Below are 18,625 nucleotides of genomic sequence, written 5' to 3' on the forward strand. Positions count from 1 at the left end.
GTGGAAGCTGTTGGCGGTTGCTTCCTCGTGGTTGAGGTAGCCCTTGAACACCTGTGGTCCCTTGACCAGGACTTCACCCTCAGTACCGTCTGGCTGGGTTTCATCCGGATTGTCAGGGTTGGCGATGCGCACGATGGTGTCGGGGAAGGGGATGCCTACATATCCGGGGCGGCGGTTGCCGTCCATGGGGTTACCCACGATGATTGGCGAGGTTTCGGTCAGGCCATAACCTTCCACCAGGCGTCCGCCGGTGTGGGATTCCCAGCGTTCCACGGTGCGGACAGGCAGGGTGGAGGCACCACAGAAGGCATTGCGCACCCCCTTGATGTCAATGCTCTGTTCCTCGGATGCTTCCACGATCTTCTCGTAGAGGGTAGGTACACCGGGCAGCCAGGTGGGGGTGTGTTTCTTCATCACGTCCATGATCAGATCCATACGTGGGCTTGGCAGCAGCACCATCTCACCACCGATGAACACAGACAAGGTGCCCACCATGGTCAGGCCATAGGCGTGGAACATCGGCAGGGCTGCCAGCATGCGCTCTGGCTTATCACCCAGGCCAGGGACCCAGGACTTGCCCTGCAGCATGTTGGCAAAGAGATTGCCGTGGGACAGCTGTGCACCCTTGGGCTTTCCGGTGGTGCCGGAGGTGTACAGGATCAGTGCGGTGGTGTCCTTGGTCACCGTCGGCTCAGATTCGATGTCCTCACCCAAGCCCCCCATGGCTTCACTGGCCAGTACCTCGATGGGCACGGTGTTTTTGGCAGGGCCGGACAGTGCTTCCCGGCTCTTGCGCAGCGCCGGGACCGGCAGCTTCAACGCGAAACGCTGGATGGCTGGCATGGCGTTGATCATGTTCACGGACACGATTGTTTCCAGGGAGGTCTCACCACGCAGGCGTTCCACGGTGGCGGCGGCCTTGTCCCACACAATGGCTACCCGTGCGCCGTGGTCCTTGAAGGGTTCCTTGAGCTCATGGGCGGTGTAGAGCGGGTTGTGTTCAATGACGGTGGCACCCAGCTTCAGCACGGCATAGAAAGCTGCAATGTGCTGTGGGCAGTTGGGCAGGACAATGGCTACGCGATCGCCTGGGCGAACACCCAGTGCGCGCAGGCCGGCAGCGATGCGTCGGACATCTTTGTCCAGCTCACCGTAGGTCTGGGTGCGGCCGAAGAAGTAGGTTGCGGACTTCTCTGCATTGATGGCCAGGTTGTTGTCATAAACGTCCAGCAGCGTGGTGTCGCCATAATCCAGGGAGTGGGGGGTCCACTCCGGATAGTGCTTCAGCCAGGCCTTGGTTTCATATGCCGACATGATGTCCCTTCGAAATTCTTGATCCGCCGTCACTTCTTCCTCCTGAGTATATAGAGGTGCAGCACACCCGGTCTGCCTGAGAGCCATAGAATGAAGCCATGCGCGTTGCCATGATCTCGATGCACACCTCACCCCTGCAGCAACCCGGCACGGGGGACTCCGGTGGAATGAACGTCTATGTGCTGTCCACAGCCACCGAACTTGCCCGTCAGGGGGTGGCGGTGGACATCTTTACCCGTGCCACCCGCCCCTCCCAAGGCGAGGTGGTCCAGGTAGCCCCCAACCTGCGGGTGGTCAACATTGTGGCCGGCCCCTATGAGGGGCTGGCCAAGGAGGAACTGTCCACTCAGTTGGCGGCCTTTGCCGGGGGAATGTTGGAATTCGCCCGCCGGGAACACCTGGACTATGACCTCATCCACTCCCATTACTGGCTGTCCGGTCAGGTGGGCTGGTTGATGCGGGATCTCTGGCGCATCCCCTTGGTGCACACCGCCCACACCCTGGCCGCGGTGAAGAACTCCTACCGTGATGATGAGGACACCCCGGAATCGGAGGCCCGCCGCATCTGCGAACAACAGCTGGTGGACAACGCTGATGTCCTGGCCGTGAACACCCAGGAAGAACTCGCAGACCTGGTCCACCACTATGACGCCGATCCGGAACGCATCTCGGTGGTGTCCCCTGGTGCAGACATCGCGCTGTACACCCCAGGCAATGACCGCGCCACGGAACGCTCCCGCCGCGAACTCGGTATACCACTGCATGCCAAGGTCGTCGCCTTCGTCGGCCGCCTCCAACCCTTCAAAGGCCCCCAGGTCCTCATCAAGGCCGTGGCAGAACTTTTTGAACGCGATCCCCAACGCAACCTCCGGGTCCTCATCTGCGGTGGCCCCTCCGGACCCACCGCAACCCCTGAAACCTACCGCCAGCTGGCCACCGAGCTAGGCGTGGAAAAACGCATCCGCTTCCTCGAACCCCGACCCCCAGAAGAACTCGTGGTCGTCTACCGCGCCGCCGACATCATCGCCGTGCCCAGCTACAACGAATCCTTCGGGCTGGTCGCCATGGAAGCCCAGGCCACCGGAACCCCAGTCATCGCCGCACGCGTTGGCGGGCTTCCCATCGCCGTGGCCGAAGGCGAAACCGGACTCCTGGTGGACAGCCATGACCCAGCCGCCTGGGCCGACACCCTGGCCACCCTGCTCTACGACGACGAAACCCGCATCCGCATGGGCGAAGACGCCGTCGAACATGCCCGCGCCTTCTCCTGGTCCGCCACCGCCGCCCAACTGTCCTCCCTCTACAACGACGCCGTCACAGCCGAAATGAACGAGGCAACCCCGCGCCGGGCAGATGGTGCCCGCTGGTAGTAGGGCCTCCAAGGGGGTGAGATGTAGGACGCACATCAGTGATTCACTGAGCATCAGCCACAACAAAGTGGCAAACTGGTACGTATGTCAAACGGAAAACTGATTCTTCTTCGTCACGGCCAGAGTGAATGGAACGCCTCCAACCAGTTCACCGGCTGGGTGGATGTCGACCTCACTGAGAAGGGCGAGGCTGAAGCCAAGCGCGGTGGCGAGATGCTCGTTGAGAACAATGTCCTGCCGGATGTTCTCTACACCTCCCTGCTGCGTCGTGCCATCCGCACCGCAAACATCGCACTGAATGCAGCGGACCTCCACTGGATCCCCGTTGTGCGCGACTGGCGTCTGAATGAGCGCCACTACGGTGCGCTCCAGGGCCTGAACAAGGCTGAGACCAAGGACAAGTACGGCAATGAGCAGTACATGGCATGGCGCCGCTCCTATGGCACCCCTCCGCCAGAGCTTGCCGATGACGCCGAGTACTCCCAGGCAGATGACGTCCGTTACACACACCTGGATGCCGTGCCACGCACCGAGTGCCTGAAGGATGTCGTCGAGCGCTTCATCCCTTATTTTGAAGCTGAGATCCTGCCACGCGCCAAGAAGGGCGAGAACGTGCTCATCGCAGCACATGGCAACTCCCTGCGCGCGCTGGTGAAGTACCTGGACAACATCTCTGATGAGGAGATCGCAGAGCTGAACATCCCAACCGGCATCCCACTGGTCTACGAGATCACAACTGATGGCACCGTGGTCAACCCCGGTGGTACCTACCTGGACCCAGAGGCAGCAGCAGCCGGAGCGGCAGCAGTGGCCAACCAGGGTGGTAAGTAGCAGGCAGGCGGATAAAGGACATATCTGTCGGTAATAAGTGAGCACAACATTCCTCGCATTCCTGTTGGGCGTGGCCGTCATGGGCCTCGCCCTGCCTGCTTATGCGTGGTTGAAGGAACGCTTCCGCCGCCACCAGTCCGCCTCCACCCTTTCTGAAAACCAGGTGACCACCGTTGGCCAGGTACTCCACCTGGCCATTCAAGGCTCACCCACCGGCATCACCGTGATGGACCGCACCGGTGATGTCGTCCTCTCCAACGCACGTGCCCATGAACTCGGCATCGTCCACGAACGCACTGTGAACAATGATGTGTGGCGCGTGGTGCAGGAAACCTTCGATGACAAGGAAACACATGCCCTTGACATCAACTCCTCCGCCAACCCCCGGCGTCCCGGTAACCGCGTCACCGCAGTCCAAGCAGTCGTCAAACCTTTGACGCTTATCGACGACCGCTTCGTCATCGTCTACGCCACCGACGAATCCGAAAATGTCCGCATGGAATCCGCCCGCCGCGACTTCGTGGCCAACGTGTCCCACGAACTCAAAACCCCCGTGGGTGGCATGGCACTGCTGGCTGAAGCACTGATCGAGTCCGTAGATGATCCTGAACAAGTGGAATACTTCGGTGTCCGCCTCCACCGCGAAGCCCACCGCATGGCCGACATGATCAATGAACTGATCTCCCTGTCCAAACTGCAGGGTGCGGAACGCCTGCCGGATATGGAACCAGTCAAGATCGATGACATCATCGACGAAGCCATCGAACGCACCCAGCTGGCCGCCGACAACGCCAAGATCGAATTGGTCCGTGGCGATCGCACCGGCGTCTGGGTCAATGCGGAACGCTCCCTGTTGATCACCGCACTGTCCAACCTGATCAGTAATGCCATCAACTATTCACCTAAATCCATGCCGGTGTCGGTGTCCCAGAACATCCGTAACAACGTGGTCATGATCCGCGTGACGGACCGTGGCATCGGCATCGCCCCAGAAGACCAGGGCCGGGTATTCGAACGTTTCTTCCGCGTGGATAAGGCTAGGTCCCGCCAAACAGGCGGAACCGGGCTTGGATTGGCTATTGTCAAACATGTGATGGCCAACCATGGCGGTAGTATCAGTTTGTGGTCTCGGCCGGGAACAGGCTCCACCTTCACAATCGAATTGCCTGTGCATGATCCTGAATCCGACCCTCTCATTGATATCAAGCAGCGGGCAGGCTTGGATTCTCCACTTCGCTCGACCGCGTCCAAAGTTCCAGGGCGCCGAAAGGAAAAAACATGACGACCATCCTGATCGTTGAAGATGAGGAATCGTTGGCAGATCCTTTGGCCTTCCTCCTAAGGAAGGAAGGATTCGACACCATCATCGCGGGCGACGGACCCACAGCACTGGTGGAATTCGGCAAGAACGATATTGATATCGTCCTGCTCGACCTGATGCTGCCCGGCATGTCCGGCACCGACGTGTGCAAGGAACTGCGTTTGGTCTCCAACGTCCCGGTCATCATGGTGACCGCCCGCGACTCGGAGATTGACAAGGTCGTCGGCCTGGAACTTGGTGCAGATGACTACGTGACCAAGCCGTACTCCTCCCGCGAGCTCATCGCCCGTATCCGCGCAGTCCTGCGTCGCCGTGGTGACAGTGAAGCCGAAGCCGCCGAAGACGACTTCGACGATCAGCTCCTTGAGGGCGGACGCGTACGCATGGACGTGGACAGCCACACCGTCACCGTCGACGGCCAGCAGGTGAACATGCCACTGAAGGAATTCGACCTCCTGGAATATCTCCTGCGCAACGCCGGTCGCGTACTCACCCGTGGCCAGCTCATCGACCGCATCTGGGGTGCCGACTACGTGGGCGACACCAAGACCCTGGACGTACACGTCAAGCGACTGCGCTCCAAGATCGAGGAAGAACCCTCCCGCCCCCGTCACCTGGTGACCGTGCGGGGACTGGGATATAAATACGAGCTCTAAAAGGTTTTTACAGGGGAGCAGTTCAATGATCATTGAACTGCTCCCCTTGTTTTATGCTCAGCCGCGGATGGCGTCCAGCGGTGCGGTCTTCGCCGCCCTGTGGGCCGGGATGATCGCAGAGACACCACCGATGACGATGGCGGTGAGCAACATCAAGGTGATCTGGGTCAGCGGCACCTCGGCCGGGGCCATGCCACGGCTGCGCAGGGAACTGACCACCGCCCAGCCTAAGAACGTGCCCACACCGATGCCGAAGATCGCGCCATGAATGGACAAGATCACCGACTCCAGGGTGACCATCGTCTTGACCTGTCTGGCCTGTACCCCGGTGGCACGCAGAATACCCAGCTCACGGGTGCGTTCACTCAAGGACAGCACCAAGGTGTTGATGATGCCCAGCACCGCGATGATCACCGCCAGGGCAAGCAGTCCATAGACAATGCCCAACAGCTGGTTGATCTGGGTACCCAGGCCTCCCCGGAACTCATCCTTGTTCTTCACCTGCACCACCAGGAACTGCGCGACAGCCTCAGTGAGATTCTCACGCAGCTGTTGGTCAGGGAGAGTGTCATCCGAGGTCACAAACACCTGGGAGCGGTGATAAGCCGAGGGACTGGTGAGCACGCGTTCCGCGGCGGTGTAGTTGATGGTCATGTGCCCCAGCAGGCCGGTTTCCACATAGATACCGGTGATCGGCACCCGGATGCCATCATCAGCCCCATAGGGGTTGAGTGAAATGGTATCACCAACCTTCAGGCCCGACTGGCTGGCATAGGTGGTGGAGATCATCGCACCGGGGGCGTCATCGGTGAACTCATCACCGGAACGCACCGCGATATCCATGAATTCTTTCATGTCCCCCTGGAAGACGGTGGTGGCTTCATTATCCCACCCATTGGCCTGGAGCCCGGCAGTCATGAGCACACCGACATCCTCCACCCCCTCGGTGGTGGCCACCTTGGAAGCCACAGCAGGGGAGAGTGACAGGGAACGGGAACCACCGGCAGGTTGGCCGGGAACGGCGGTACCACCGATGGAATCCATGATGAAGGACGCCTGGATGGATGACTCCACCGAGCCGAACACACTGGCACGGGTGGTCGCACCGATGACACCCACACAGGACACCAGACCCACGCTCAAGGTCACAGCCAGAGCAGTGGTGGCGGAACGACGCGGGTTACGCAGGGTGTTGCGCTGGGCGAGTTTGCCCACTGCCTTGAACGGCAGGCAGATCAGCACACCGATACTCATGCTGATCATCTTGCTGAAGGTCGGACCAGCCAGTGCCAGACCACCAAAGCCCAGCAGCGCACCGGCCACGATCAGACCCATGCGGGATTCGGTCTGCAGGTCAATGTCATTCACCGCAGAGACCAGCGCACCGGCCACGATCAGACTGCCGCCCAGGGTCAACAGCACCGCAGCCACGATGGTCGACCCACGGGAAGTGGAGGTGGCCTTGGAGTCAGCGGAATCAAAGGCCTCCACCGGTGGGAGATTTCCCGCCCGCCTGGCCGGCACAATCGCACTGAGCACCGTGGCAGCCAGGGCAAAGAGCAGGGGCAATACAAAGGCACTGGTGCTGTAGGAAATGGCGATGGAGGATAATTCACTGCCGGTCTGGTTCAACACGAACACCAGGACATTGATCACACCCACGCCCAGGACCAGTCCCAGCGCACCACCGATCAGGCTGATCACCACCGCCTCCATGACCACGGAGAAACCGATCTGGAAGGAGGAGACACCGATGCTGCGCAACAGGGCGAACTCACTGGTGCGCTGGGCAACAATCATCGCAAAGGTATTGGCGATGATGAAGGACCCCACGATCAACGCGATCGCTGCAAAGGCAATGAGAATATAGGTGATGAATTCCAACTGGCGGATGGTGTCGCCGGTGGTGCGTTCAATGATCTGCTCAGGTAGCAGGGGAGTCAGGTACTTATAGGTGCGCCCGATCTTGTTGCGCACCTCCATGGGATCCTCACCATCGTGGACAGAGATGACAATCTGGGAGGCATTCGCCCCATCGGTGAACAGCTCCACATAACGGTCCTGGGTGAACCCGATGCCAATCCACCCGGCCACATCCGAGGAGGATTCAAAGATACCGGAGACGGTGGCGTCGATACGCTCTGTTGGTGTGATCACCGTGACCTTATCGCCGGTGACCAACCCACCACGCTCCGCGGCAGAGGCATTGACCATGATGTCATTGCGCTCCACCGGGGGATGCCCATCAACCATCACCGGTTCCGGACCCACCCAGTCACCGGGATCATTCATGGCAAAGGGGTGGGTGCCAGAAGAACCCGCCTGCAGGGGATGGCCTGCGGTATCGGCGAGGATCAGCGCAGACTGTCCTGTCATCGAGGTACCTGAAGGCATGCCGGGGCCATCACCGACAATATTGACGGCACGGACTTCTGGGTAGCGCTCAATCACATCGATGACATCGAAGGGGACACCGGCCTGATTATTCTGAGTGCCGATGACACCCACATCCACGCCCTCGATGCCGGAATCCACAATCGAGGTGAAAGACCTCTCCAGGGAATCCGTCAGCAACAGGGAGCCACAGAGAAAAGCGGTACCCAGTGCCACAGACAACACCGTTAGCGCCATGCGGACCTTATTGGCCACCACGCTGCGCCACGTGATTCTGCGGAGAGGTGAATTCAGAAATGTCTTCAGTGGGCCGAAGCCGAACTTCGTGCCGGTTTCCCCAGTTGTACCGCTATGAGTGATAGCTGGCCTCCTCCTGGATGTGTGAGCTTTCTCATCGGGTTGTGCCTTAAATTAGTGGTGGTGCAACAACCACAAACACAGTGCCTCGCCACTGTTGCAAGAACACAGAGATTCTAGGGTGGCGAAGGCGAAAAGCCTAAGTCCCCATCACGTAGTCCACCAGTTTAACCGTCACACACCGGCTGGCCGTTACAGCGACGGTTCTGTGCGGGGCTGGGCAGTTGCTTCACAGGTGGGGGGTTTCAGCCCCTAGACATTGACCTCAGTACAGCAGGGGAGACCAACTATTCGCTCAGCCCAGCTTTGCGGTCAGCTTCTGCACGATCCCACTGGCCGGATTCCACGAATGCTGTGGTGGGGTGGGTACTGAAGAGACTGTTGCGCACCGTCAGCGGCAGGGTGTCCCGGACAAGGCCGGCAGCCTGGGCACGTTCCTGCATATGTCCACGCAGCATCTCATAGGGTTCATTGCCCATGAGTGCTCGGAGTTCACTTTCCTGGGTCTGCCACATCGGTTCGCCACCGGCATGGCAGCGCGGGGAGGTGGAGCAGTACCAATCAAAATCCTCGCCACCATTGCCCCAACCGCGACGGTTGTATTCGGTGATGGTGGTGCGCAGGATCTCATGGCCATCAGCTCGTTCTTCATAGGCCTCCAGGCGGCGCAGTGGCAGCTGCCAACAGACCTCAGGTTTCACCACGGTCAGATCCTTGCCTTCCGCGGCACCCCACTGGTGAAGGGCACAGCCGGCACCGGTTTCCCAGCCCTTGCGGTTGGCGAAGATGCACGCGCCGTCCGTGGTGATGGTTTTCAGAGCAGGTTCGGGATTGCCGTCTTCATCATCCAGCTCATCCCACTCCAGCCAGGGTTCAATGGTGGTGCCGTCATCGTCAGCGAGGAAGCTGTCAGTATGGGTTGGACGCAGCTGCCAGTACTTGGCGGGCATTTCCGCCACGGCGTCATAAAGCTGATCGCGGTCGGTCTCATCGGCTAAGAAAGCACCGTGTACACAACAACCCACATCGGGGTTTATGGCATTGATGCCTAAACAATCGGGGGTGCCGAAGGTGCAGTTCCAATGAGACTCCAACCACGTTAAATCGATGCTGAAAACATGATCGGAATCTGTCGGATCGGGGAATTCATACCATTCACGAGGGAAATCCGGGGGTAGCTCCTCACCACTCCTAATGGAGGTTGCAGCAGGGGAGGCTTCAGGGAAGCCAAGGAAAACCGGGGACGAGGATGACCAATTCACACTTTGTCACCCTAGACCGACTAACCTTTAGGTGTGAGATTAGGCGTATTGGATGTGGGCAGTAACACTGTCCACCTAGTGGCAGTAGACGCTCGTCCCGGTGGGCATCCCCACCCGATGAGTAATTGGCGTACCCCGTTGCGTCTTGTCGAGTTGCTCGACGAGACCGGGGCGATCACTGAGAAGGGAGTGAATAAGCTCACCTCAGCAGTCGGTGAGGCCGCAGAACTGGCCAAGAAACTCGGCTGTGCTGAGCTGATGCCCTTTGCCACCTCAGCGGTTCGCTCAGCCACCAACAGTGACGCGGTTCTCGATCATGTGGAGAAGGAAACAGGCGTGCGCCTGAGCATCCTCTCCGGTGAGGAAGAAGCCCGCCAGACTTTCCTGGCGGTTCGTCGTTGGTATGGCTGGTCTGCTGGTCGCATCACCAATCTTGATATCGGTGGTGGTTCCCTGGAGATTTCCTCCGGTGCCGATGAGGACCCGGACATGGCGTTCTCCCTGGATCTGGGTGCGGGTCGTTTGACCCACCACTGGTTCGATACTGATCCTCCAGAGCGCAAGAAGGTCAACCTGCTGCGTGATTATATTGATGCGGAGCTGGTTCAGGCTGCGCGTCAGATCCACACGTTGGGTCCGTCACGTCTTGCGGTGGGAACATCCAAGACCTTCCGCACCCTGGCACGTCTGACTGGTGCTGCACCGTCTTCTGCTGGTCCCCACGTCACACGAACCCTCACAGCTCCTGGTTTGCGTCAGCTCATTGCCTTCATCTCACGAATGACTGCCGCTGACCGTGCTGAGCTGGAGGGGATTAGTGCTGATCGTTCCCACCAGATTGTGGCGGGTGCACTCGTGGCGGAAGCTGCGATGCGTGCGCTTGACATTGATAAGGTCGAGATCTGTCCCTGGGCACTGCGTGAGGGTGTTATTCTCACTCGGATCGACAAGGGTCTTGAATAACTGTAAGGAAAGGAGTTGGCGAAAATGAGTGAATCAAAACTCACAGTCGCTGAGCTGATGGCGCGAGCCGGCAAGGACGGGCAGTCCACGGATGCTCCCCGACGTCGCCGACGTCGCAGCCTGGAAGAAGGTGGCATCTCCGTCGCTGAGCTGACCGGCTCCATTCCTGCGGTCAAGGAGAAGCCTGTTGAGTCCAAGCACTCGGCCGTCAAGATCGACGACCCAGCCACGCCGGCAACCCCGGAGAAGCCCGCTGAAGCACCAGCTGCCAAGCAGCCGGAAGTCAAACAACCAGAGGCTCCAGCGAAGGCGCCAGAGAAGGCTCCAGAAGCCAAGTCAGCAGCACAACCTGAGCCAAAACCAGCCGCCAAGACCGAGGTGAAGGCAGAAACCACGCCTGAGCCGAAGAAGCCTGAGGCCCAGCCGGAGCCGACTCAGCAGCCTCAGCTCAAGGCGGTGTCGACACCGAAACCACCATCACAGCCAGCGCCAACGCCGCAGCCTGAGGCCAAGGTTGAGAAGCCTGGGGCACAGGCCGTCGATAAGCAGGAGGAGAAGCAGCCGGACAAGCCCACTGTTTCCCGTCCGGCACCCAGCAATGATGAGACCATGGTCTTGAGCATTGTTGATGAGAAGGATCCGATCCGTCTGACCACGGGTGCCTTCCCAGTGGTGCCAGCATCTGCCGTGAAGCCGAGGGCACCGCAGGCTGATCCTGCTGCTACCAAAGATGCTGCAGCGGCTGCCGATGCAGATTTCGCTGCGGAGTCCGTTGATCAGGCGGCAGCCTCCCCAACTGATACCACTCAGCTGGAAGCTCTCACCGGTGACATGGAAGTCGCCGATCAGGACGCAGAAGAAGATGATGGTGAAGACTCCATCAAAACCTCAGTGTTCTCCGTGATTCTCATGGCGGTCGTCGGAGTGGTTCTGGGTGCTGTGGTCTTCCTGGCCTTTGAGATGCTCTGGGAGCGTCTGAACAACTGGCTGGTGGTTCTGCTCGCTATTGCCGTGACCCTGGGCATGGTGGGGCTTGTGCACGCGCTGCGCACCTCCCGTGACGGATTCAGCATGATCCTGGCCGGCATTGTCGGTCTGGTCATGACCTTCGGCCCCCTGCTGATCATTTTCTAGCACTTTCACCCAAGATCCGCCTCTCCTCTCACCGCAACGGTTAAGAGGAGAGGCGGACTTTTTTTGGGGGCCCTGATTCTGCACACAGGGGGTGGAAGATGGCAGGGTGGAAGGTATGACAACAATTGCTGTACTTGGTGGCGGTCAGATCGGCGAGGCTCTGGTCTCAGGACTGGTTGCTGCCGATGTGAACCCTCAGAACATCCGTGTAACCAACCGACGTGAGTCACGTGGAAAGGAACTCAACGAACGCTACGGCGTGGTCACCATGACCGACAACGCCCAGGCTGTGGATGAAGCCGATGTGGTGTTCCTCTGCGTCAAGCCCAAGATGATTCTTGATGTGCTGGCAGAAATCTCTGACACCGCAGACAACAACTCCGCATCCACCGTCATGGTGAGCATGGCGGCAGGTATCAACTTGGCAGCCATGGAGGAGAATGTTTCCGCTGGCCTGCCGATCGTGCGCGTCATGCCGAACACTCCGATGTTGGTGGGCAAGGGCATGTGCACCGTCACCGGCGGCCGCTTTGTCACCGAGGAGCAGCTGAACCTGGTCCAGGAACTGCTCACCTCTGTCGGCGAGGTCATGGTGGTGGAGGAATCCGACCTGGATGCCGTGACCGCGATGTCAGGCTCCTCCCCGGCTTACCTCTTCCTGGTCACTGAGGCGCTTATTGATGCCGGCGTCAACCTCGGCCTCACCCGCGACACCGCCCGTGAACTGGCAGTCAACGCCTTCGAAGGTGCGGCCACCATGCTCAAGGAAACCGGCAAGGAGCCCTCTGAACTGCGTGCAGGTGTCTCATCGCCTGCAGGCACCACCGTGGCGGCCCTGCGTGAGCTGGAGGAAAGCGGCATCCGTGGTGCCTTCTTCCGTGCCGCCCAGGCTTGTGCGGAGCGATCAGCAGAAATGGGACGCGCTTAACCCAGTTCTAGCTTTCCCGGGCTGTGTCTTGGGGTGATGGCACTGGCCGCAGTTTTACTTGTTGACCAGCATTTTCACCTCAATCCAGCCTCCACGGCGAGGGAAAGCGAAGAAAATTAGGTAACAATTGTCGCACTATTCACTTGAATCACGCTAAGCTTAACCAGGCACATGCGTGACCGTACTGCGGGAGGGGAAGCCCGCAGCACGCGTACTGCTGAAGGGTATTGATGAATTATGGCTAGAGAAGATAAAGGCACCTTTTTGACGGTCGCTGAGGTCGCGGAGATCATGCGCGTATCCAAGATGACTGTCTACCGGCTCGTTCACTCCGGTGAACTTCCGGCGGTGCGAGTAGGACGCTCCTTCCGCGTCCATGAGAAGGCGGTCAATGACTACCTGGATTCCTCCTTTTATGAGGCTGGATAATCCCTCTCACAGCTGAAGCCTCTTCCCGGTGCACTGCACTGGGAAGAGGCTTCAGTGATTCCCACGGGGTTGTACGCGCCTAGGGTTTTTGGAGCGTCACCCCCTGCAAGGTAAGATAACTCCCATTCGTGTCAGCACACACCTATGGAATTAGCAGCCGCGAACAGCTCAGGGTGAGACATTAACGCTCATCCAAGGTCCGCGGTTTTCCGAATGTGCACTTCGGTCCTGGGTGCTGGCAGGTTTTGTACGTACATCATCGATTTAAGCGAGGGAAACCGTCATGGGTTCTGTCATCAAGAAGCGCCGCAAGCGCATGTCCAAGAAGAAGCACCGCAAGATGCTGCGCCGTACTCGTGTTCAGCGTAGAAAACTGGGCAAGTAGGCTTGATTCGAAAACACCACCTGTTTACAGGTGGTGTTTTTTAATTCTTGAACCGTCTGCGCATCCGCCAGCCGGTGACACTGAAGGCGGCTGTCGCCAAAGCAGGCACACCAAAGGCGCGCACAGCCTTGCGCAGGGAGCGGAAGTCACGCACCACCCAACCTCGCTTGAGGGCTTCTTTGCGCAACTTATTGTCCGGGTTCACGGCCACGGCGGTGCCCACCATTGACAACATTGGCAGATCATTGATGGAATCGGAATAAGCCGTGCAACGGGCGAGGTCGAGCTTTTCAATGGATGCCAGGGCCGCCACCGCATGTCGCTTGCCAGGGCCGTGGAGGATATCGCCCACTAGACGGCCGGTGAATTTGCCGTCGACAGCCTCCGGAACCGTGCCGATCGCACCGGTGAACCCGAAACGTTGTGCCAGGATCTGAGCCAACTGCACCGGGGTGGCGGTGACCAGCCACACCTGATGGCCGGCCGCTATGTGCATGTCAGCAAGCTGCTTGGTGCCAGGCCACGTCTTGTCGGCCATGGTGCGGTCCACGATTTCCTCACACAGCTCGGTGAGTTCCTCCACGGAGCGGCCCTTGATGAACTCCAGGGCCTGCTCGCGCCCCTGGGCTACGTCCTCAGCATTTTCTGATCCGGAGATCTTGAATTTCAGCTGTTTCCAGATCACTGGCGCAATTTCATTCAGGGTGAAGAACTTTTTCCGGAACAACCCCTGGGCGAACACGATGAGTGAGGAGCCCTGGATCAGGGTGTTGTCCACATCAAAGAAGGCTGCGGCCCCCACATCCTGGGGGACATCCGGATCCGGGATATTAACGTGGACACCACCGGCTGCTTCAATGGCTCCGGTGACTGAATCCACACCCGAATGGAAATCATCCAATTCCAGCCCGTAGATGGAGGCAACAGCTTCGGTGGCAGCGGCTTCGCCGGCCTGACGCTGGGCTTCCTCATCAATCGGGGGTGCTGCATAGTCCTCAATGAAGCGTCGGAGGTTGCCTCGCGATGCACTCCAATTGGCCAGGAAGTCCTCAGGGGAGCCGACCATGTCGAAGCCCCAGTTATTATTGTCGCTGGCTGAGCTCATGAGGTGACAAAAACCTTCCTTGTACCGTGAGCGACAAGGCGCTGTCATCGGGGTGGAAACTGATGGGTGACCAGGGTAGGGCGGACATGTAAGTCCAGCCCGGTGTGAGTATCGTATCCATGGTAAAGCCTTGCGCGCCACAGTGCCTGTCGCGGGGTGGCAGCACACCTGGTGGCGCACCGGGCGGAATACTGGAGAAAGGGCTGGTTAGGCGTGGGTTCAGACCATAGCGTGGAACTGATCATCCGAGACAACTGTGGCTCCTGTGTCCGGATCCGGGAACAGATCGCACCTGTTCTGGCAGCCGCCGGTGTGGAGCTGGTGGTCAGCAATGTTGATGAGGATTCCAGCCTGAAAATTGAGTTCGGAGACCGCGTTCCTGTCATTCTTGTAGATGATGAGGAATTTGCGTGCTGGGAAGTTGATAACGCGGAGTTAGCCCATGCTTTGTTGTGACATCGCAGATTGAACGCTAGCGTGAATCAACAAACCTTGATTCATTCTTTTGATGGATCAGTACCTCCTTTGAAAGTCGGGTGAGATAGTGAGCGTGCTCGTTGTGGGAATGTCCCACAGATCGGCACCTGTGGCGCTTCTGGAGCGCCTCAGCATGGATGACTCAGTCCGTGGTCAAACCACTTCCTCCCTCGTTGACCGGCCGTCACTGTCGGAGGCACTCATTGTCTCCACGTGTAACCGTCTCGAGGTTTATACAGTTACCAATAGTTTCCACACCGGTGTCAATGATGTCGTGGAGGTTCTCCACGAGGTCAGTGGTGTTGATATTGAGACCCTGCGTGGGTATCTCTATGTCCGCTACGCCGATGCCGCCGCCGAGCACATGCTGGTGGTGGCCTCCGGCCTGGACTCCATGGTGGTGGGCGAACAGCAGATCATCGGCCAGGTACGCACCGCGTACCAGCAGGCCACCGAAGCCGGTACCGTCGGCCCGGGGCTGCACTCCCTGGCACAAACCGCACTCCACACCGGTAAGCGTGTCCACTCTGAAACTGACATCGATGAAGCAGGCGCCTCCATGGTCTCCTATGCCATCGATGAGGCACTGGTGCAGATGGGCCTTGACCCAGCTGCGGAGAAGCCCTTGGCAGGCAAGACTGCCCTGGTGCTTGGTGCCGGAGCCATGAGCTCCCTGGCCGCCACCCACCTGGGCCGTGAAGGTGTGGACAGGCTCATCATGGCTAACCGCACCCGGGAGCGTGCGGAACGCCTGGCCTCCCACTCCGAGCAGGCGGGCGTGCCCGCTGAGGTTGTGGACTTCGATCAGCGTTCCCAGGTGCTCAGCCGCGTGGACATGGTGGTCTCTGCCACCGGTGCTGATGACTTCACCGTCAAGCCGGAGGACATCCCGGCTGGTGCCAAGCTCATGCTCGTGGACCTGTCCATGCCGCGTGACATTGATGACGCCTGCACCGAGGTCGACGGTGTTGACCTGGTCAACATCGAACGCCTGCACCGTGCCAAGCGTGAAGATCCCACCGGCGAATCCGATGAAGGCGCAGACGCCCTGGCGATCGTCCGCGAGGAGCTGGAGGCCTTCACTTCCGAGCAGCGCATCCGCGATGTCGTTCCGGCAGTCTCGGCGTTGCGTCGTCAAGCCAATGAGGTCATGCTCGATGAGCTGGACCGCCTGCAGTCACGCACCCCAGACATGTCCGAGGCGGACTGGAAGGAAGTCACCCACACCATTCGACGTGTGATGGACAAGTTCCTCCACGAACCCACCGTGCGCGTCAAACAGTTGGCTGCACGTTCTGGAACTGTGTCCTATGAGTCCGCTCTGCAGGAATTATTCGGATTGGAAGCAGTCCAGACCAGTGCGGCTCCCGCGACCACCTCCATCAACGCGTCAGAACTTCCTGATGCGGGTATCGTCGCGATCGTGAACTCACCGACCACCACAGGGCGACCCGTCACTGTGGACGGTCCTTAAACTCCAAGGAGTGGAATGACTCTCAGAATCGGCACCCGGGGATCCAAGCTGGCCACCACCCAGGCCGGCCACATGCGGGACAAACTCAAGCACTTCGGCCGCGAGGCAGAACTGACCATCATCACCACACCAGGTGATGTGAACATGTCCCCAGTGGAACGCATCGGCGTCGGCGTTTTCACCCAGGCCCTGCGCGACGCACTCATGGCTGATGAGATTGACGTTGCCGTCCACTCCTTCAAGGATCTGCCGACCGCACCGGACCCCCGTTTCCACCTCGTGGTCCCCGGCCGTGCCGATGCCCGCGATGCGCTCATCGCCCGTGACGGCATGACCCTCAACGACCTGCCGAAGGGTGCCAAGGTGGGAACCTCAGCACCACGACGCATCTCTCAGCTCAAGGCGATCCGCCCTGACCTGGAGATCCTGCCACTGCGCGGCAATATCGACACCCGCATGGGCAAGGTCACCTCCGGTGAACTCGATGCTGTTGTCCTGGCCTTTGCCGGTCTGTCCCGTGTGGGCATGCAGGACCGTGCCACCGAGGTCTTTGATCCGGAGATCCTCCTGCCAGCACCAGCACAGGGCGCACTGGCCATTGAGTGCCGTGCCGAGGACGAGGACATCGTCACTGCCCTGAACATGCTCATGCACGCCGACACCTACGTCACCGCTGTTGCTGAGCGCACTGTGCTCAACCGCTTGGAGGCAGGTTGCACCGCACCGGTGGCAGCACACGCCACCCTCGATGGTTATGCCGGGGACACCATGACACTGACCGCAGGTGTCTTCGCCCTGGATGGTTCCGAGCAGCTGGTCTACTCACTTGAGGGCCAAGGCCAGGAACCAGTGGAACTGGCGGAGCAGGTTGCTGCCTACCTTCTTGAAGAAGGCGCAGCGGACCTGATTGACAAGATCTAGCTCTGTGTTTTGGGCCCTGGGGCCAGGGGAATCTGACCTGGCCTTGGACCTAAACTGTGGCAACCTTGATCAGCTCACCTGATCAGGGTTGATTTCTTTGGGATTGCCGCATAGTTGGCTAACAATGTGGTGACGACTACAGACTATTGCCCATACTTCATGTAAGAATGTCGGAGTAAGACCGTCATGAAAAATGGCGGATAACGCTGGATTCGGCGAGGCTCCTGAAAAAGGGGAGTCTCCTCGCCCTGCACCTGGAAGAGACCCCGTTGTTGTGGCTGAACTGAAGATCACCAAGAAGCACCTCACCGTCCACCTGTCCTGGTGGGAGAAGATCGGTGCTCGGCGCAGCCATCTCACCGTGCCCCTGCGTGCCATCCGCAACATTGAAGTTGTGGACAATGTGATCGATTCCGTTGATTACCGCAGTGCCCCCGGAGGTTCCCGTGGCCTCACCCGCGTCCCGGGTCTGTTTGTCGCCGGCACCCGCGCCTGCGAGATCCGCGCACAGGAAGACCATGAGCATGAGTTCAGCGTCTGTCGTCGCAACAACCCGGGTTTGGTCATTGAGCTGGATAACGTCAGCATCGGCCGCATCGTGGTGTCTACCCAGAATGCCGAGCGTTATGCTTCTGAGCTGGCATTGACCCGCTAGTTTTTATTGTTTGACGTTGTTTAAGCTGCTCAGTACCACCTTCTGAAACTTCTCCCCCTTTTGGTTAGGATCGGGACACGTCACCCGACGCAACATATTGCAGAAGGAGAAGTACATGTCCAAGAGCATTCTTGTCATTTCAACCGAATTCGGAACCGAACGCGATGAACTGGTCGTGCCGGTGGACAAACTCAAGGAGCTGGGCCACACCGTCACCGTGGCCACCCCGAGCGGCAAACCTGTACAAACGGTAGTCGGCGATAAGGACTGGGACCGTGAGTTCGACGCCGATGGTGAGCTGGCCAAGTACATGAAAACCGATTTCGATGTGATTGTGCTGCCTGGTGGCACGGTCAACTCGGATAATGCACGCCTCAACGGCGATATTCTCTCCCTGCTGAAGAAACAGGCAGGTTCAGGTCGCACGATCGCGGCCATCTGTCACGCACCCTGGGCGCTGATCGACGCCGACCTCACCCCCAACAAAAACCTCACCTCCTACACCTCCGTGCGCATTGACCTGGAAAATGCGGGTGCCACCTGGCACGATGTTCCAGTCCAGGTCTGTGACACCGGCGGTTGGAAGCTGATCACCTCCCGTAACCCGGGCGATCTTGATCCTTTTATTGAGGCGATTGACGCGGCCTAG

At 59.2% G+C, this 18,625-nt stretch carries 18 protein-coding genes; 14 read left to right on the forward strand and 4 right to left on the reverse strand.

Features of this window, described 5'->3' with window-relative positions; all coding sequences use genetic code 11:
- On the reverse strand, nt 1-1,314 hold a 1,314-nt coding region (locus Q0M74_RS07065), incomplete at its 3' end, for an AMP-binding protein (RefSeq protein WP_293952854.1).
- A 98-nt stretch (nt 1,315-1,412) separates the two neighbouring features.
- Between Q0M74_RS07065 and mshA the strand changes: the two genes are divergently transcribed.
- From mshA to Q0M74_RS07085, 4 genes are all read left to right on the forward strand, one after another.
- Nucleotides 1,413-2,684 carry a D-inositol-3-phosphate glycosyltransferase gene (gene mshA, locus Q0M74_RS07070; protein ID WP_293952855.1) on the forward strand — a complete coding sequence of 424 codons (1,272 nt, stop codon included), beginning with the start codon at nt 1,413-1,415 and terminating at the stop codon, nt 2,682-2,684.
- A gap of 84 nt (nt 2,685-2,768) precedes the next feature.
- Nucleotides 2,769-3,515, forward strand: a complete 747-nt coding sequence (locus Q0M74_RS07075) for a phosphoglyceromutase (protein ID WP_293952856.1) — start codon at nt 2,769-2,771, stop codon at nt 3,513-3,515.
- Nucleotides 3,516-3,594: 79 nt separating this feature from the next.
- The gene (locus tag Q0M74_RS07080) at nt 3,595-4,797 is read left to right on the forward strand and encodes a cell wall metabolism sensor histidine kinase WalK (RefSeq protein ID WP_293952879.1); all 1,203 of its coding nucleotides are present in this window, start codon (nt 3,595-3,597) and stop codon (nt 4,795-4,797) included.
- Nucleotides 4,794-5,492 (forward strand): response regulator transcription factor, encoded by a 699-nt coding sequence (locus Q0M74_RS07085; protein ID WP_293952857.1) that lies wholly within the window; start codon nt 4,794-4,796, stop codon nt 5,490-5,492. Before Q0M74_RS07080 ends, Q0M74_RS07085 begins: the two co-directional genes overlap by 4 nt.
- Nucleotides 5,493-5,549: 57 nt before the next feature.
- Here the strand turns inward: Q0M74_RS07085 and Q0M74_RS07090 are convergent, their stop codons facing one another.
- Nucleotides 5,550-8,123 (reverse strand): ABC transporter permease, encoded by a 2,574-nt coding sequence (locus Q0M74_RS07090; RefSeq protein ID WP_293952881.1) that lies wholly within the window; start codon nt 8,121-8,123, stop codon nt 5,550-5,552.
- 407 nt (nt 8,124-8,530) lie between these two features.
- Nucleotides 8,531-9,505, reverse strand: coding sequence for a hypothetical protein (locus tag Q0M74_RS07095; protein ID WP_293952859.1), 975 nt, complete (start codon nt 9,503-9,505; stop codon nt 8,531-8,533).
- A gap of 33 nt (nt 9,506-9,538) precedes the next feature.
- Between Q0M74_RS07095 and Q0M74_RS07100 the strand changes: the two genes are divergently transcribed.
- The 5 genes from Q0M74_RS07100 (at nt 9,539) to Q0M74_RS07120 (ending at nt 13,344) form a co-directional block, all read left to right on the forward strand.
- The gene (locus Q0M74_RS07100; protein ID WP_293952861.1) at nt 9,539-10,468 is read left to right on the forward strand and encodes a Ppx/GppA phosphatase family protein; all 930 of its coding nucleotides are present in this window, start codon (nt 9,539-9,541) and stop codon (nt 10,466-10,468) included.
- Between the two features lie 24 nt (nt 10,469-10,492).
- The gene (locus tag Q0M74_RS07105) at nt 10,493-11,602 is read left to right on the forward strand and encodes a hypothetical protein (RefSeq protein WP_293952863.1); all 1,110 of its coding nucleotides are present in this window, start codon (nt 10,493-10,495) and stop codon (nt 11,600-11,602) included.
- Between the two features lie 115 nt (nt 11,603-11,717).
- Nucleotides 11,718-12,530: a pyrroline-5-carboxylate reductase gene (proC, locus tag Q0M74_RS07110; RefSeq protein ID WP_293952865.1), complete on the forward strand. Its 813-nt coding sequence runs from the start codon at nt 11,718-11,720 to the stop codon at nt 12,528-12,530.
- A gap of 237 nt (nt 12,531-12,767) precedes the next feature.
- Complete coding sequence (locus tag Q0M74_RS07115; protein ID WP_290278235.1) at nt 12,768-12,959, forward strand: helix-turn-helix domain-containing protein; 192 nt, start codon at nt 12,768-12,770, stop codon at nt 12,957-12,959.
- Between the two features lie 283 nt (nt 12,960-13,242).
- Nucleotides 13,243-13,344 carry a 30S ribosomal protein bS22 gene (locus Q0M74_RS07120; protein WP_003855542.1) on the forward strand — a complete coding sequence of 34 codons (102 nt, stop codon included), beginning with the start codon at nt 13,243-13,245 and terminating at the stop codon, nt 13,342-13,344.
- Between the two features lie 40 nt (nt 13,345-13,384).
- On the opposite strand, the gene Q0M74_RS07125 is transcribed toward Q0M74_RS07120, so the two are convergent.
- A complete protein-coding gene (locus Q0M74_RS07125; protein ID WP_293952867.1) occupies nt 13,385-14,449 on the reverse strand; it encodes an HAD-IB family hydrolase in 1,065 nt (354 codons plus the stop codon).
- A gap of 213 nt (nt 14,450-14,662) precedes the next feature.
- Between Q0M74_RS07125 and Q0M74_RS07130 the strand changes: the two genes are divergently transcribed.
- The 5 genes from Q0M74_RS07130 (at nt 14,663) to Q0M74_RS07150 (ending at nt 18,625) form a co-directional block, all read left to right on the forward strand.
- Nucleotides 14,663-14,905, forward strand: coding sequence for a glutaredoxin family protein (locus tag Q0M74_RS07130; RefSeq protein WP_293952869.1), 243 nt, complete (start codon nt 14,663-14,665; stop codon nt 14,903-14,905).
- A gap of 88 nt (nt 14,906-14,993) precedes the next feature.
- Nucleotides 14,994-16,400 (forward strand): glutamyl-tRNA reductase, encoded by a 1,407-nt coding sequence (locus tag Q0M74_RS07135; protein WP_293952871.1) that lies wholly within the window; start codon nt 14,994-14,996, stop codon nt 16,398-16,400.
- A gap of 15 nt (nt 16,401-16,415) precedes the next feature.
- On the forward strand, nt 16,416-17,321 hold the full coding sequence (gene hemC / locus Q0M74_RS07140; protein ID WP_293952873.1) for a hydroxymethylbilane synthase: 906 nt from the start codon (nt 16,416-16,418) through the stop codon (nt 17,319-17,321).
- A gap of 274 nt (nt 17,322-17,595) precedes the next feature.
- Nucleotides 17,596-17,976, forward strand: coding sequence for a hypothetical protein (locus tag Q0M74_RS07145; RefSeq protein WP_293952875.1), 381 nt, complete (start codon nt 17,596-17,598; stop codon nt 17,974-17,976).
- Nucleotides 17,977-18,091: 115 nt separating this feature from the next.
- Nucleotides 18,092-18,625, forward strand: a complete 534-nt coding sequence (locus tag Q0M74_RS07150; RefSeq protein ID WP_293952877.1) for a DJ-1/PfpI family protein — start codon at nt 18,092-18,094, stop codon at nt 18,623-18,625.

This window comes from uncultured Corynebacterium sp., from assembly GCF_945649885.1.
In the GTDB taxonomy this organism is placed as follows: domain Bacteria; phylum Actinomycetota; class Actinomycetes; order Mycobacteriales; family Mycobacteriaceae; genus Corynebacterium.